General features: G+C 72.3%; 15 protein-coding genes and 1 pseudogene. 10 read left to right on the forward strand and 6 right to left on the reverse strand.

Going from position 1 to position 14,545, the window contains the following annotated elements; genetic code table 11:
• Positions 1–707, forward strand: a pseudogene (locus ACIQE0_RS29415) (hypothetical protein); the annotation flags it as partial.
• A gap of 78 nt (positions 708–785) precedes the next feature.
• On the opposite strand, the gene ACIQE0_RS29420 reads toward ACIQE0_RS29415, so the two are convergent.
• On the reverse strand, positions 786–1,358 hold the full coding sequence (locus ACIQE0_RS29420; protein WP_402337906.1) for a TetR/AcrR family transcriptional regulator: 573 nt from the start codon (positions 1,356–1,358) through the stop codon (positions 786–788).
• A gap of 148 nt (positions 1,359–1,506) precedes the next feature.
• On the opposite strand from ACIQE0_RS29420, the gene ACIQE0_RS29425 reads away from it, so the two are divergent.
• The 4 genes from ACIQE0_RS29425 (at position 1,507) to ACIQE0_RS29440 (ending at position 6,238) form a co-directional block, all read left to right on the forward strand.
• On the forward strand, positions 1,507–2,244 hold the full coding sequence (locus tag ACIQE0_RS29425) for an SDR family oxidoreductase (protein WP_402337909.1): 738 nt from the start codon (positions 1,507–1,509) through the stop codon (positions 2,242–2,244).
• A 102-nt stretch (positions 2,245–2,346) separates the two neighbouring features.
• Complete coding sequence (locus tag ACIQE0_RS29430) at positions 2,347–2,853, forward strand: hypothetical protein (protein WP_402337911.1); 507 nt, start codon at positions 2,347–2,349, stop codon at positions 2,851–2,853.
• 863 nt (positions 2,854–3,716) lie between these two features.
• Positions 3,717–4,916 carry a PLP-dependent cysteine synthase family protein gene (locus tag ACIQE0_RS29435; protein ID WP_402337914.1) on the forward strand — a complete coding sequence of 400 codons (1,200 nt, stop codon included), beginning with the start codon at positions 3,717–3,719 and terminating at the stop codon, positions 4,914–4,916.
• A gap of 53 nt (positions 4,917–4,969) precedes the next feature.
• The gene (locus ACIQE0_RS29440; RefSeq protein WP_402338217.1) at positions 4,970–6,238 is read left to right on the forward strand and encodes an MFS transporter; all 1,269 of its coding nucleotides are present in this window, start codon (positions 4,970–4,972) and stop codon (positions 6,236–6,238) included.
• Positions 6,239–6,415: 177 nt separating this feature from the next.
• Here ACIQE0_RS29440 and ACIQE0_RS29445 read toward each other — a convergent pair whose 3' ends face one another.
• The gene (locus ACIQE0_RS29445; RefSeq protein ID WP_366329185.1) at positions 6,416–6,772 is read right to left on the reverse strand and encodes a hypothetical protein; all 357 of its coding nucleotides are present in this window, start codon (positions 6,770–6,772) and stop codon (positions 6,416–6,418) included.
• A gap of 147 nt (positions 6,773–6,919) precedes the next feature.
• Here ACIQE0_RS29445 and ACIQE0_RS29450 point away from each other — a divergent pair, with 147 nt between their 5' ends.
• The gene (locus tag ACIQE0_RS29450; protein WP_366329187.1) at positions 6,920–7,144 is read left to right on the forward strand and encodes a hypothetical protein; all 225 of its coding nucleotides are present in this window, start codon (positions 6,920–6,922) and stop codon (positions 7,142–7,144) included.
• Positions 7,145–7,195: 51 nt separating this feature from the next.
• Here ACIQE0_RS29450 and ACIQE0_RS29455 read toward each other — a convergent pair whose 3' ends face one another.
• Both ACIQE0_RS29455 and ACIQE0_RS29460 read right to left on the reverse strand, forming a co-directional pair.
• Positions 7,196–8,104 (reverse strand): SDR family oxidoreductase, encoded by a 909-nt coding sequence (locus ACIQE0_RS29455; RefSeq protein WP_402337918.1) that lies wholly within the window; start codon positions 8,102–8,104, stop codon positions 7,196–7,198.
• A 1-nt stretch (position 8,105) separates the two neighbouring features.
• Positions 8,106–8,894, reverse strand: coding sequence for an SDR family oxidoreductase (locus ACIQE0_RS29460; RefSeq protein WP_402337921.1), 789 nt, complete (start codon positions 8,892–8,894; stop codon positions 8,106–8,108).
• Positions 8,895–8,974: 80 nt separating this feature from the next.
• On the opposite strand from ACIQE0_RS29460, the gene ACIQE0_RS29465 reads away from it, so the two are divergent.
• The 4 genes from ACIQE0_RS29465 to ACIQE0_RS29480 are packed head-to-tail and all read left to right on the forward strand — an operon-like array spanning position 8,975 to position 12,391.
• Positions 8,975–9,748, forward strand: a complete 774-nt coding sequence (locus ACIQE0_RS29465) for an enoyl-CoA hydratase family protein (RefSeq protein WP_402337924.1) — start codon at positions 8,975–8,977, stop codon at positions 9,746–9,748.
• A complete protein-coding gene (locus ACIQE0_RS29470; protein ID WP_402337927.1) occupies positions 9,745–10,584 on the forward strand; it encodes a CoA transferase subunit A in 840 nt (279 codons plus the stop codon). The genes ACIQE0_RS29465 and ACIQE0_RS29470 overlap by 4 nt, the downstream gene beginning before the upstream one ends.
• Complete coding sequence (locus tag ACIQE0_RS29475) at positions 10,581–11,309, forward strand: CoA-transferase subunit beta (RefSeq protein ID WP_402337930.1); 729 nt, start codon at positions 10,581–10,583, stop codon at positions 11,307–11,309. Before ACIQE0_RS29470 ends, ACIQE0_RS29475 begins: the two co-directional genes overlap by 4 nt.
• Entirely contained in the window at positions 11,306–12,391 is a 1,086-nt protein-coding gene (locus ACIQE0_RS29480) for an NAD(P)H-dependent flavin oxidoreductase (protein WP_402337932.1), read from the forward strand. Before ACIQE0_RS29475 ends, ACIQE0_RS29480 begins: the two co-directional genes overlap by 4 nt.
• Positions 12,392–12,411: 20 nt before the next feature.
• On the opposite strand, the gene ACIQE0_RS29485 is transcribed toward ACIQE0_RS29480, so the two are convergent.
• Together ACIQE0_RS29485 and ACIQE0_RS29490 are read right to left on the reverse strand one after the other, a co-directional pair.
• A complete protein-coding gene (locus tag ACIQE0_RS29485) occupies positions 12,412–13,569 on the reverse strand; it encodes an acetyl-CoA C-acetyltransferase (protein ID WP_402337935.1) in 1,158 nt (385 codons plus the stop codon).
• Positions 13,570–13,741: 172 nt separating this feature from the next.
• Entirely contained in the window at positions 13,742–14,533 is a 792-nt protein-coding gene (locus tag ACIQE0_RS29490) for an SDR family oxidoreductase (RefSeq protein WP_402337937.1), read from the reverse strand.
• Positions 14,534–14,545: the final 12 nt, after the last annotated feature.

Below are 14,545 nucleotides of genomic sequence, written 5' to 3' on the forward strand. Positions count from 1 at the left end.
AGCCGACGGGCCGGGCCGTCGGCCGTTCCCTGGAGAACACCGTCGAGAACACCCCCCACCCTCCCACCCCCGATCAGCGACAACTCGACGACCAGACCCACGCGTTGGGCGACCCGGCGCATACCGGCGGGCGGGAGGGCGGGCGGCCCCCGAACGACGAAGCGCCCCCGACGCAGGAGGCAGCCGCAGCGGCGACGATGCCTCGGGAACTGGCGGAACGCGCTGTTCAGGCGCTCGCGGCCGTGTCGCACGCCGAGCGGCGACTGCGGCTCGGCGGGCGCGAGTTGAGGCAGCTCGCGCCCTTGGCGGGCACGTGGTTGCAACGCGGGGCCACCGCCGGGGACATCCGGAATGCCTTGGTTTCCGGGCTGCCTGAGACGGTCCACTGGCCGGCTGCGCTGGTGCGCGATCGGCTGGTGCGGAAGATGCCGGACGCACCGCAGTCCGCCGACCAGCGAGCGACCGGAGCGTCCGCGAAGCCGCCCGTGACGCCGCCCGTGGCCGCGATGCGCGAATGCGCCGGCGAGCATCCACAGCCGTTGCTGTTCCGGCCGGTGGCCGAGGAGCGACGGTGTGCGGCGTGCCGCAGCGAGCCGCCCGAAACAGTCACCGCCGACGACGGCCCCGCCCCCATGGGCGCGGGGAAGGCCCTGTTCGCCGCTGTCCGCGTCGCCATGCGACCGGCGCGACTCAGCCGCGACGGGTGATCCGGCCCAACTGGCGTGTTCGCAGGCGCGTGTTGGGCACAGTGCGCTGACGGTCCGATGCCCTTGTGACCAGAGCCCTCATGGGCGGGTCTTGAGGCCGTCCAAGGTGAGGTCGAGCAGGCGCTCTGCTTGCGGTCGTTGCTCAGGGCCCGCCGATGTCAGGGCGATGCCTTCCAGGGCGGCGCCGACGTCGGTGGGGCTGATGTCGGTACGGATCAGCCCGGCGGCCGTGCACGCGTCCATGAGTGTGGTGAGGGCGGCCTGGATCATCTCCCGGCTGTGACCGTAGGGATTGCCGCCCGTCGCGGCGATGGCGCGCAGTGCGTCGATCATGCCGTATTTGGCGGTGACGTAGTCCAGGAAGAGGCGCGTCCAGGCGCGCAGGGCTTCGTCAGGCGACTTCTCGGCAAGCAAGGCGGGGGCCGCGTCGCACAGGTGGGCCACCTCGTTGCGGTAGACCGCCTCGATCAGCGCCTCCCGGGTGGGGAAGTTGCGGTACAGCGTCGCACTGCCCACGCCCGCCTCCTTGGCGATGCGCTCCAGGTGCGCGTCCAGCCCCTCCGCTGCGAACACGCGCACAGCAGCGGTGAGGATCTTCTCCCTGTTGCGCCGTGCGTCAGCTCGCAACGGTCGGTGCGCTCCGTCGGCCATCAGTGGTCACCCTCCCCTGTCAGACACTCTTCGCCTCTTGCTAAACGGGGACGCCCCCACTTAATCTGGGTCATCAACTGGGGAAGCCTCCGGTTTCACCGTAGATCAGCGCGCTGACCTGCGTATACCCCACAGAAGGGAGTTGACCGTGTCAGGTGTCGAGGGCAAGGTCGTCGCGATCACGGGCGCCAGCAGCGGCATCGGGGAAGCAACGGCCACCCATCTCGCCGAGCGCGGGGCGTACTTGGTGCTCGGAGCCCGGCGGAAGGACCGGCTGGACGCGGTGGTGGAGCGGATCACGGCGCAGGGCGGCACCGCCACCGGAGTCGTCACCGACGTGACGCGCCGCGAGGACCTCAAGCGCCTGACGGACACGGCAGTCGACCGCTTCGGCCGACTCGACGTCCTGGTCTCCAACGCGGGCACCATGGCGGTCTCACCGTTCGACGAGCTGCGCCAAGATGACTGGGACGCCATGGTCGCCACCCACATCACCGGCCTGCTCAACGGCATCGGCGCGGCGCTTCCCCTCTTCCGGAGGCAACGCTCGGGCCAGTTCGTCAACGTCGCCTCCACCGCGGCCTACACCGTCAAGTCCCCCCAGGCCGTCTACGCGGCCACCAAGACCGCGGTGAAGGTGCTGACCGAGGGCCTGCGCCAGGAATCGGGACCCGACCTGCGCGTCACCCTCGTCTCGCCGGGCTTCACCCACACCGAGGGCGTGGGCAAGGGCGCCAGCCCCGAGGCGGCGGCAGCGCTGACCCGGCAGCGCGACGCCATCGCCATGCCGCCCTCGGCCGTCGCCTCCGCCATCGGCTACGCGATCGAGCAGCCCTACGGCGTCGACGTCAGCGAGATCGTCGTTCGGCCCACCCGGCAGACCTGACAGCGGTGCGCGATCCGGCAGGTCCGGCAACGCCTCGTTCCAGCCGCCTGGTTGGCGCTGTTCTTACCTCCGGCTGACGGGATGTGAGGCTACGATCGCGGCATGGTCACGGCTCGGCCTCCCGGTCTTGCGCTGCGCTCCCACTCCCGCTCCCGGCGGGTGGGGCCGCGGCGTCTGCTGTGGCTGGCCGTGCTGCTCCTGGGGATCCTCTCCACCCATGGGCTGACCGCGGAATCCGCCGAGGGCCATGTCTCCCCCGTCGCGGCCGTGACGTCCGCCCACACCTCCGACCAGCACAACTCTGGTCAGCACTCCGCCGGTCCGTGGAGTGCTGACCAACGCTCCGGTTTGGCGCAACACTCGTCCTCCGGCAACGGCGCGATGGACAACGCCCCCTGTGAGAACCGGGACGGCCACGCGCCCGACCATCCGGGCCACAGCTGCCTGGCGGGACAGACCGAACACGGCGTGGGACTCCCCCTTCCCTGCCCGTCATGCCCAGAGGCCTCGCCGGCGGTGCACGCGTTCGCGATGCACACCGTCGCGACGACCGCGACCGCCTTGGGCGCTCCGCCATCGGCAGGCCGTTCCGCGGTCCTGCGGATCTAGACCCGGCGATCCGTCCGCCGGCCCTTCTCCCCGCGGCGTTGTCTCCAACGACCGCTCCCGCGGCACATCCGCCGCGCCCTGGCCGGCCCCGGCTACCCTGCCGCCCTGCTGACTGACCCCTTGGCCACCCTGCGCACCCTGCGCGCCTGTCGCACCTTGCGCGCCGTGCGGGGCCAGTCACATGTGCCGAATCCCCGCCCCGTCTGAATCGTCCTGCGTACCGGCTGTGCCCTGTCACGGTCCGGTGCCGCGTGGAGCAACTATGCGATTACCACGGCCATTACGGCTGTCGAAGCCGGTCGCGCGGTGCACGCCCTCCGTTGGGGCACCGGCCGCGCCATCGGTTCCCCACCGAACCGCCCACCGCCCCCTGGGTCGCGGGCGCGCGGTGGTGTTCCTGTTCGTCGTCGCGCTCCTGGGTACCTTCATCTGCCCCGCATCGAGCGCCATCGCCGAGTCCTCGACTGTCGGCGGTGCGCAGACGTACGCCGCCGCGGTCGCACAACAGGGCCAATCACAGGACGACTTGGGACATTCCTGCGCCCGGAAGCCGCCTGCGCGGCTGAGCGCCCTGCGCCGCACAGCGACCGACCCGGCCCGAACCGCGCTCCCCGCGGAGCAGCGAGCCGCCCTTCCCGGCACTCAGCCCGTCCCCACCACGCGCCCGTCCACGACCGGGCCGTCAGCCAGTTCACCCCGCGCGCACCTCACAGGCAGATACCGGCTCGCCGTCATCTGCCGCTGGCGGATCTAGAAACCCCGCGCCGCGCTGCCACGCCCCTGGGACGGCAAGAACTCCCCCTGGCACAGCGCGAGATGAGCACCTCCCCCACACTCATCAAGCGAAAGCGAAAGCGAACGCCATGCACACCATCACCACGGCCGCCTCGAACTCCCCCTCCAGGAAGCCCCCTCGCGCCGGGGACATCTCCGCCCTGGTCGGCGACACCCCCGTCCTGCGCATCTCGGAACCGCTGGCCCCCGCCGGACGCGGCTTCTGGGCGAAGCTGGAGGGGTTCAACCCCGGCGGCATCAAGGACCGCCCCGGACTGCACATGGTCGAACGCGCCCGCGCCCGCGGCGACCTGCGGCCCGGCGGCCGGATCATCGAGTCCACCAGCGGCACGCTCGGGCTGGGACTGGCACTGGCCGGCATGATCTACGGCCACCCGGTCACCCTCGTCACCGACCCGGGCCTGGAGAGGTCCATGACCCAGCTGCTGACCGCGTACGGCGCACAGGTCAACGTCGTCTCCGAACCCCACCCCACCGGGGGCTGGCAGCAGGCCCGCCGTGACCGCGTCAGCCAACTCCTCGACCGGCACCCCGGATCCTGGTGCCCCGACCAGTACAACAACCCCGACAACACCAGCGCCTACACCCCCCTCGCCCTCGAACTCGCCACCCAGCTCGGGCACATCGACGTGCTCGTGTGCAGCGTCGGCACCGGCGGCCACTCCGCCGGCGTCTCGCGCACACTGCGTCAGCTCTACCCCGGACTCCAACTCGTCGGCGTCGACACCATCGGCTCGACGATCTTCGGCCAGCCCGCCCGGCCCCGGCTGATGCGCGGCCTGGGATCGAGCATCTACCCCCGCAACGTCGCCTACGGCCACTTCTCCGAAGTGCACTGGGTCGCCCCCGCCGAGGCCGTGTGGACCTGCCGCCGACTGGCCGCATCCCACTACGCGACCGGCGGCTGGAGCGTGGGCGCGGTCGCCCTGGTCGCCGGCTGGCTGGCCCGCACCCTGCCCGCCGACACCCGCATCGCCGCGGTCTTCCCCGACGGACCGCAGCGCTATCTCGGCACCGTCTACGACGGCGACTACTGCGCCGCACATGGACTGCTCGCCCAACCCCCCGCCCAGGAACCGGAGTTGATCGGTCGACTCGACGAGAAGGAAGTCACCCGCTGGACCCGCTGCGCCCAGGTGGTCGACCCGCTCACCCTCACCGAAACGCACACGGACACGGGCACGGGCACGGGCACGGACAACCCGGCCCGTACCGCCGAGGCCACGGTCACGGCAGTCGACTCCCTCCCCCGGGAGGCCGCGAAGTGAAGAACAACCTGCTCCGGCAGACGCGCTCCTACCCCCGCAGCGTCCAGTTGCTGATGGTGAACCAGTTCACCATCAACCTCGGGTTCTACATGCTGATGCCCTACCTGGCCGCGCACCTGTCCGGGACGCTCGGCCTGGCCGGCTGGCTGGTCGGACTCGTCCTGGGCGTCCGCAACTTCAGCCAGCAGGGCATGTTCCTGGTCGGCGGCGCGCTCGCCGACCGGTTCGGGTACAAGCCGCTCATCGTTGCGGGGTGCCTCCTGCGCACCATCGGCTTCGCCGCCCTCGGCCTGGTGGACTCACTGCCCGCCCTGCTGACCGCCTCCGCCGCCACGGGCCTGGCGGGCGCGTTGTTCAACCCGGCCGTACGGGCCTACCTCGCCACCGACGCGGGCGACCGGCGCGTGGAGGCGTTCGCACTGTTCAACGTCTTCTACCAGACAGGCATCCTGCTGGGTCCGCTGGTGGGCATGCTCCTCACCGGCGTCGACTTCCGCATCACCTGCCTGGTGGCCGGCGGGATCTTCGCGATCCTGAGCGTCGTGCAGATCCGTTCCCTGCCCGCCCGGCGGGGTGACGGCACGGAGGGCGCGGATCCCGACGCGCGGAAGGGGCTGCCGGGCCAGTGGCGCGGCATCGTGACCAACCGGCCCTTCCTGCTGTTCTCCGCCGCCATGATCGGCGCCTACGTCCTGTCCTTCCAGGTCTACCTCGCGCTGCCACTGGAGGTACGCCGCCTCGGCGGCGACGGCGCCTTCGGCACCGCGGCCGTGGCGGCCCTCTTCGCCGTCTCGGGGCTGAGTACGATCCTCTTCCAGACCAAGATCACCACCTGGTGCAAGGCCCGCAGGGAACCCGGCCATGCCCTGGGCTGGGGGCTGCTGACGATGGGTTCGGCGTTCGTCCCCCTGCTCCTCGCCACCGCCGTGCCCGTACCGAAGGGCGGGGTGGGCCTGTGGCTGCTCGCCGCCGTGCCCCCGTCGCTCGCCGCGCTCCTGCTCGCCCTGGGCACCATGATCACCTACCCGTTCGAGATGGACACCATCGTCCGCCTCTCCGGCAACCGCCTCGTCGCCACCCACTACGGGCTCTACAACACCATCTGCGGCATCGGCATCACCGTCGGAAACCTCCTCACCGGCGCCGCACTCGACGCAGCCCGCGCCGCAGGCGTTTCCGCCCTCCCCTGGATCAGCCTGACCGCCCTCGGCCTGGCCTGCGCCGCGGCCCTGTACGGCCTGCACCGCACCGGACGACTCCACACTTCCCGCCCGTCCCCAACCGAGCCCAGCCCCCAGGAGGTGAAGGCCACCACCGCGTAACAGGTCTCCTGCCGGCAGTCATGAAGCCGCCCAGGCCACCGGGGCCCATGCCGCACGCGCGTGCGGCATGGGCCCCGGCACGCCGGGAGTTATCAGCGTCGAAGTCCATCACGCCGCTTGGCCGGCAATACGATCGCTCACCCTTGACGCGAGCCTGGCAGCCCGGAACTTCGGAGGTCACTCCTCGTGGGGATTCAACTCAATCCAGCCTTTGCCCTTCACGTACCGCATCTCCATTCCCTGATAAGGCGGACGGGGACCGGCTGGGGGTCTGGGCTGAGCCGTACTGATCTCGACAACCAGGAGCGCCGATGGCCGTACCTCATAGGTGACGGTCAGGCATGGGTCGCCGCCGGCCCGCCACACCCCGTGGCGCTTCGCTTCCTGAGCGATCCGCAACAAGGCCTCTTCGGCCTCGTCTTTCTGGCTCTTGGGTAACGCTTCGAACTGCGCTCGGGCAGTCTCGGCGATGATCAGGTTCCTGATCGGGCACCATCCCCCGCTACGTGACGTGCCCACCTGGCTCGGGGGCATGAGTGCACGATAGGGGACAGCGTTCGGGAGCACTGCGGATACTTCAACATCGGGGCCCAACTACCTTGCCGGCAGGGCGAGTCGCTGCCGCCGGTCGCCGGTGGGCCCCCCGGCTCGTTGCCGCGGCTGACGCACGAGCGCGGTGACGTGGCGACCCTCAGCGTGATCAGGGCCCCGGAGTTCTTCGACATCAGATACGAGCTGACCGGGTGGACCGTCTACGACCGCATCGAGGGATACAAGTCCGGCAAGGATCTCTCCTTCGACTTCCATCCGGACGGGACCGTGACCGGCAAGCTCGGCTGCAACGACTTCACCGCCAAGGTCTACTGCAACGGCGCCCATGACTTCACAGACATCACGAAGCGGTAGGAATCCGACGCCCCTCCACCGGCAGACGCCCCACCCACCGGACCGCGCTCCTCAGGTGCCGTACACCGGACGCCCCGCCTCCGCTGCGGCAAGCAGGCCGCGGGCCGCTTGGCCCGCCTCGGTCGGGGTCCGGCGGGCGTGCTGGTCGGCGGTGGGGCCCGGGCGCCAGCCGTCCATCACGGTGATCCGGCCGCCCTCGGCCTCGAAGACCCGGCCGGTGACGCCCGCGCTGTCGGCGGAGGCGAGCCAGACCACCAGCGGGGAGACGTTCTCGGGGGCCATCGCGTCGAAGCCGCCCTCGGCGGGCGGTGCCATGGTGGCGGCGAAGGTCTGCTCGGTCATGCGGGTGCGGGCGGCCGGGGCCAGGGCGTTGACCTGGACGCCGTAGCGGCCCAACTCGGCGGCGGCGACGAGGGTCAGGGCGAGGACGCCGGCCTTGGCGGCGGAGTAGTTGGCCTGGCCGATGCTGCCCAGCAGTCCGGCACCGGAACTGGTGTTGATCACACGGGCGTTGGGCATCCGGCCGGCCTTGACCTCGGCCCGCCAGTGTGCGGCGGCGTGTTTCAACGGCAGGAAGTGACCCTTGAGGTGGACCCGCATCACGGCGTCCCAGTCGTCCTCGTCGAGGTTGACCAGCATGCGGTCGCGGAGGAAGCCGGCGTTGTTCACCAGGGCGTCGAGGCGGCCGAAGGCGTCCAGGGCGGTGGTGAGGAGGGACGTGGCGCCGGCGTCGGTGGTGATGTCGGCGGTGTGGGCGACGGCCCGGCCGCCGTGGGCGTGGATCTCGTCGACGACCTGTTGGGCGGGGCCGGTCGAGGCACCGCCGCCGTCGGCCGCCACCCCGAGGTCGTTGACCACGACGGCGGCGCCCTCGGCGGCCAGCGCGAGGGCGTGGGCGCGACCCAGGCCCCGGCCGGCCCCGGTGACGGCGGCGACGCGTCCGGCGCAGATTCCGGTCATCTCACGGCTCCTTGGGGTGGTTGACGGTGGCGGCGTCGAGGAAGGCGGGGCGTTCGCCGCCGCCGTGGACGAGCAGACTGGCGCCGCTGACGTAGCCGGCGCGGCCGGAGGCGAGGAAGACGCAGGCGTCGCCGATCTCGGCGGGTTCGGCGAGCCGGCCGAGCGGCACGGTCGCCTCGACCGCGGCGACGCCGTCCGCGTCCCCGTAGTGGAGCGTGGTCAGTTCGGTTCGCGCCATGCCGAGGACCAGGGTGTTGACCCGGACCTTCGGTGCCCATTCGACGGCCATGGTGCGGGCGAGGTGGTCCAGGCCGGCCTTGGCGGCGCCGTAGGCGGCGGTGCCGGGTGAGGGCCGGGTGCCGCTGACGCTGCCGATCATCAACACCGAGCCGCCGTCCGGCTGTTCGCGCATCACGTCGTACGCGGCGAGCGAGGCGGTCAGGGGGGCGATCAGGTTGAGTTCGACGACCCGGGCGTGGCGTTCCGCCGCGGTCGAGCCGAGCGGCCGGTAGGGGGAGCCGCCGGCGTTGTTGACCAGGCAGTCCAGGCGTCCGTGGTCGGCCGCGACGGTGGGGAAGAAGTCCCGGACGGCGTCCGGTCGGCGGAGGTCGAGGGGGTAGTAGCGGGCGTAGCGGCCGTCCGCCGTGACCGGGGTGTCGGGGGGCCGCCGGGCGCAGACGACGACCTCGGCGCCGGCCTGGAGGAAGGCCCGGGCGATGCCGGCGCCGACGCCGCGGGTGCCGCCGGTGACGACGGCGACGCGTCCGGCCAGATCGAGGGTCAGGGACAACGGGCACCTCCCGCGGCGCGCGATCCGCTGCTAACTTCGCTACCTAACAAACGCTTGGTGGAAAGGTAGCTGATCCGCTGATGGGTGTCTCCACCGCCGCACCCGACCACGGCGTCGCGGCCGTCACCATGGACTTCCCTCCGGTCAACGCCCTGCCGGTGCAGGGCTGGTACGACCTGGCCGACGCGGTCCGGGCCGCCGGCCGCGATCCCGCCGTCCGCTGCGTCGTCCTGGCCGCCGAGGGCCGCGGGTTCAACGCCGGCGTCGACCTCAAGGAGATGCAGCGGGATGCGGCGACGGGCGGCCATGGCGTGCTGATCGGCGCCAACCGCGGCTGCGCCGAGGCGTTCGCGGCGGTCTACGCCTGCGAGGTGCCGGTGGTCGCCGCCGTGCACGGCTTCTGCCTGGGCGGCGGGATCGGCCTGGTCGGCAACGCCGACGCGATCGTGGCGAGCCAGGACGCGACCTTCGGCCTGCCGGAGTTGGACCGCGGCGCCCTGGGCGCCGCCACCCACCTCGCCCGGCTGGTCCCCCAGCATCTGATGCGGGCCCTGTACTACACCTCCCGGACCGCCACCGCCCAGGAACTGCACGCCCACGGCTCGGTCTGGAAAGTGGTGCCCCGCACCGAACTGCGTGCCACATCAATGGAGTTGGCGCGCGAGATCGCGAGCAAGGACGGCTACCTCCTCCGGCTCGCCAAGGCCGCCCTCAACGGTATCGACCCCGTCGACGTGCACCGCAGCTACCGCTTCGAGCAGGGCTTCACCTTCGAGGCCAACCTCAGCGGGGTCGCCGACCGGGTCCGCGACGCCTTCGGCCGGACCGCGGGAGAAGGGAAGGACCGACCGTGACCGACAAGACCATGAGCCCCGAGGACGTGGTGGCGCACCTGCGCAGTGGGATGACCGTGGGCATCGGCGGCTGGGGCTCGCGCCGCAAGCCGATGGCGCTGGTGCGGGCGCTGCTGCGGTCCGACGTCACCGATCTGACCGTGGTCTCCTACGGCGGGCCGGACGTGGGGCTGCTGGCCGCCACGGGGAAGATCCGCGAGTTGGTCACCGCGTTCGTCACGCTCGACTCGATCCCCCTGGAGCCGCACTTCCGCGCGGCCCGCCAGCGGGGCGCGTTCGCACTGCGCGAGTTCGACGAGGCGATGTTCATGTGGGGACTGCACGCCGCCGCCAACCGGCTGCCGTTCCTCCCCGTCCGGGCCGGCCTGGGCTCGGACGTGATGCGGGTCAACCCCGGCCTGAAGACGGTCACTTCGCCCTACGAGGACGGCGAGACCTTCGTCGCCATGCCCGCGCTGCGGCTGGACGCGGCGCTGGTCCACGTCAACCGCGCCGACCGGCTCGGCAACGGCCAGTACCTGGGCCCCGACCCGTACTTCGACGACCTGTACTGCGAGGCCGCCGAGTGCGCCTACGTCTCGTGCGAGCGGGTGGTGGACGACTTCGACGGCGCCGCCCCGCAGACCCTGCTGATCAAACGCCATACCGTCACCGGCGTCGTGGCGGCCCCGCACGGCGCCCACTTCACCTCCTGCGTGCCGGACTACGGCCGCGACGAGGCGTATCTGAAGCTCTACGCGACCACGCCCTGGCCGGAGTTCGCCGCGCGGTTCCTGCACGGGGACGAGAAGGACTACCAGGCGGCCGTCCAGACCTGGCAGGAGGAGGCCCGATGACCAGCCGCGCCGAATACTCCGTGCTCGCCTGCGCCGACGCCTGGCGCGGGGCCGGCGAGGTGCTCGCCAGTCCGATGGGCATCATCCCGTCGATCGGCGCCCGGCTCGCCAGGCACACCTTCTCCCCCGACCTGCTGCTCACCGACGGCCAGGCACTGCTGGTCGACCGCGACGGACGACCCGAAGGCTGGCTCCCCTACCGCCAGCACCTGGCCCTGGTCACCGGCGGCAAGCGGCACGTGATGATGGGCGCCAGTCAGCTCGACCGGTTCGGCAACCAGAACATCTCCTGCATCGGCGACTGGGCGCGCCCCGCCCGGCAGCTCCTCGGCGTCCGCGGCGCCCCCGTCAACACCCTGAACAACCCCACGAGTTACTGGGTTCCCCGGCACTCCCGACGCGTCTTCGTCGAGAAGGTCGACATGGTCTGCGGGGTCGGCTACGACAACGCGGCCGCCGCCGGCCCGTCCGCCACCCGCTACCACCGCATCCCGCGCGTGGTCAGCAACCTCGGCGTCTTCGACTTCGCCACCCCGGACCACACCATGCGACTGGTGTCGGTCCATCCCGGCGTCACCGTCGAGGAGGTGCAGGACGCCACCGGCTTCCCCCTGGTCCGCCCCGACGAGGTCCCCTGCACCCGCGAACCGAGCGAGGAGGAGCTGCGGTTGATCCGCGAGGTGCTCGATCCGCGCGGCCTGCGCGACCGGGAGGTGCCGGCATGAGCGCCGGGAGCCCGGCGACCGGCGGGGAGGTCCCCGCCCTGCCCACCGCGCTGACGACGCTGGTCGGGGTGCGGCACCCGATCGTGCAGACCGGGATGGGCTGGGTCGCCGGGCCCCGGCTGGTGTCCGCCGCCGCCGACGCGGGCGCGCTGGGCATCCTCGCCTCGGCGACCATGTCCCCCGGGCAACTGCGGTCGGCGATCCGCGAGGTGGCGTCCCGTACGGACCGGCCGTTCGGGGTCAACCTCCGGGCGGACGCGGGCGATGCGGCCGAGCGGGTGCGGATCATCGTGGACGAGGGCGTGCGCGTGGCCTCGTTCGCGCTGGCGCCGTCCCGGGAGTCGATCGCCCGCCTCAAGGACGCGGGGGTGGTGGTCATCCCGTCCGTCGGCGCCCGGCGGCACGCCGAGAAGGTCGCGGCCTGGGGCGCCGACGCGGTCGTCGTCCAGGGCGGCGAGGGCGGCGGGCACACCGGGAGCGTCGCCACCACGGTGCTGCTCCCCCAGGTCGTGGACGCGGTCGACATCCCGGTGATCGCCGCGGGCGGGTTCTTCGACGGCCGGGGCCTGGTCGCCGCGCTCGCCTACGGGGCGGCCGGGATCGCCATGGGCACCCGCTTCCTGCTGACCTCGGACAGCACCGTGCCACCGGCCGTCCAGGCCCGCTACCTGGCGGCCGCGGTCACCGACGTCACCGTCACCACCGCGGTGGACGGGCTGCCGCACCGGATGCTGCGCAGTGAACTGGTCCGGGCGCTGGAGCGGTCCGGTCCGGTGGCGACGCTGCTGACGGCGGTGCGGCACGCCGCGTCGTTCCGGAAGCTGTCCGGGCTGAGCTGGGCGCAGCTGGTCCGCGACGGGCTGGCGATGAAGCAGGGCAGGGAACTGACCTGGAGCCAGGTGCTGTTGGCGGCCAACACCCCGATGCTGCTGAAGGCGTCGATGGTCGACGGCCGCACCGACCTCGGCGTGATGGCCTCCGGGCAGGTCGCCGGAATCATCGAGGACCTGCCCTCCTGCGCCGAACTGGTCGACCGGATCATGACCGAGGCGCACCGGACACTGGCGCGCCTGCCCCGCTGACGCTCGCTCCTGATGCCTCCTCACATCCGTTCGATGATCGTCACGTTGGCCTGGCCGCCGCCCTCGCACATCGTCTGGAGGCCGAACCGGCCGCCGGTGCGCTCCAGTTCGTGGAGCAGCGTGGTCATCAGCCGGACGCCGGTCGCGCCGAGCGGGTGGCCCAGGGCGATGGCCCCGCCGTTGACGTTGACCCGCTCCGGGTCGGCGCCGGTCTCCTTCAGCCAGGCCAGCACCACCGGCGCGAACGCCTCGTTGATCTCGACCAGGTCGATGGCGTCGAGCCTCAGCCCGGTCTTCTTCAGCGCGTGCGCGGTGGCGGGGATCGGCGCGGTCAGCATCCGGATCGGGTCCTCGCCGCGGACCGAGAGGTGGTGGATGCGGGCCCGCGGGGTCAGACCGTGCTCGGCCACCGCCCGCTCGGAGGCCAGCAGCAGCGCAGCGGCGCCGTCGGAGACCTGCGAGGAGACCGCGGCGGTCAGCCGGCCGCCCTCGACGACCGGCGCCAGGCCCGCCATCTTCTCCAGCGAGGTGTTCCGGCGCGGCCCCTCGTCGGTGGTGACCTCCCCGTACGGGACGATCTCGCGGTCGAAGCGGCCCTCGTCGATGGCCCGGACGGCGCGCTGGTGGGAGCGGAGCGCGAACTCCTCCATGTCCCGGCGGGAGATGCCCCACGTGGTGGCGATCAGTTCGGCGCCATGGAACTGATTCACGGGCCGGTCGCCGTAGCGGGCCCGCCAGCCCTCGGAGCCGGCGAACGGGCCCTGGGTGAGCCCCAGCGGCTCGCCGGCCTGGCGGCTGGCGAAGGCGATCGGGATCTGCGACATGTTCTGCACACCGCCCGCGACGACCAGATCCTGGGTGCCGGAGAGCACCGCCTGGGCGGCGAAGTGCACCGCCTGCTGCGAGGAGCCGCACTGCCGGTCGACGGTGACCCCGGGCACCTCCTCCGGCAGCCCGGCGGCCAGCCAGCAGGTCCGGGCGATGTCCCCGGCCTGCGGTCCGACCGCGTCCAGGCAGCCGAAGACGACGTCCTCCACCGCGGCCGGATCGATGCCGGTGCGCGCCACCAGCGCGGTGAGCACCCGCGCACCGAGATCGGCCGGGTGGACGGCGGCCAGCCCGCCGCCCTTCTTCCCCACCGGGGTGCGGACCGCCTCGACGATGTACGCCTCGGACATGCTGAGCTCCTTGGTCAGATTCTGCGGTGGTGCCGGTCGGTCCCGCAAGGCGCTGCCGTCCGGGACCATGGCGAGGTACCGGCGGGCGATCCCCTCGGGGCCGTTCCGGCCGCCCGGCCGGTACCAGGAGGCGGCGCCCCGGACGGTGTCGGGGAGTCGGCCGCGGCGCTCCTCACGGATGCTGGGAGCTGACCGAGACGGTCTCCCCGGTCAGGTACGAGGCGTAGTCGCCGGCCAGGAAGACGATGACGTTGGCCACCTCCCAGGGCTCGGCGTAGCGGCCGAACGCCTCCTTCGCGGTCAGCTCGGCCAGCAGCTCGGGAGTGGTGACCTTCACCAGGTGCGGGTGCATCGCCAGGCTGGGCGCGACCGCGTTGACCCGCACCCCGTAGTCGACGGCCTCCATCGCGGCGCACCGGGTCAGCGCCATCACGCCGGCCTTGGCGGCGGCGTAGTGGGCCTGCCCGCGCTGGGCGCGCCAGCCCACCACGGAGGCGTTGTTGACGATCACGCCGCCCGCGCCCGCGGCCTGCATCCGGCGCAGCGCGGCCCGGGTGCAGCGGAAGGTGCCGCCCAGGCTGACGTCGACGACCTTCGCCCACTGGTCGTCGGTCATCTCGACGAGATCGGCGGTGCCGCCCAGTCCGGCGTTGTTGACCACGATGTCGAGCCGGCCGTGCCGCTCCTCGGCGAGCGCGAACAGCGCCGCCACCTGCGCCTCGTCGGTCACATCGCACGGCAGCCCGGCGACCCGGTCGGCCCCGAACTCCCCGGCCAGCGCTGCCGCGTTCTCCGCCAGCCGCCGGCCGTGCGCGTCCCCGATGACGATCCGGGCGCCCTCCTCCAGGAACCGGCGGGCGGTGGCCCCGCCGATCCCGGCCCCGGCGGCGGCGGTGATCACGGCCGTCCGCCCCTTGAGGAGATCGTGCCCGGACACATACGGCGGCGGGGTCGCTGGGGTCATGCCTTCGCCTCC

It is taken from the genome of Streptomyces sp. NPDC093097 (assembly GCF_044754325.1).
Classification (GTDB): Bacteria; Actinomycetota; Actinomycetes; order Streptomycetales; family Streptomycetaceae; genus Streptomyces.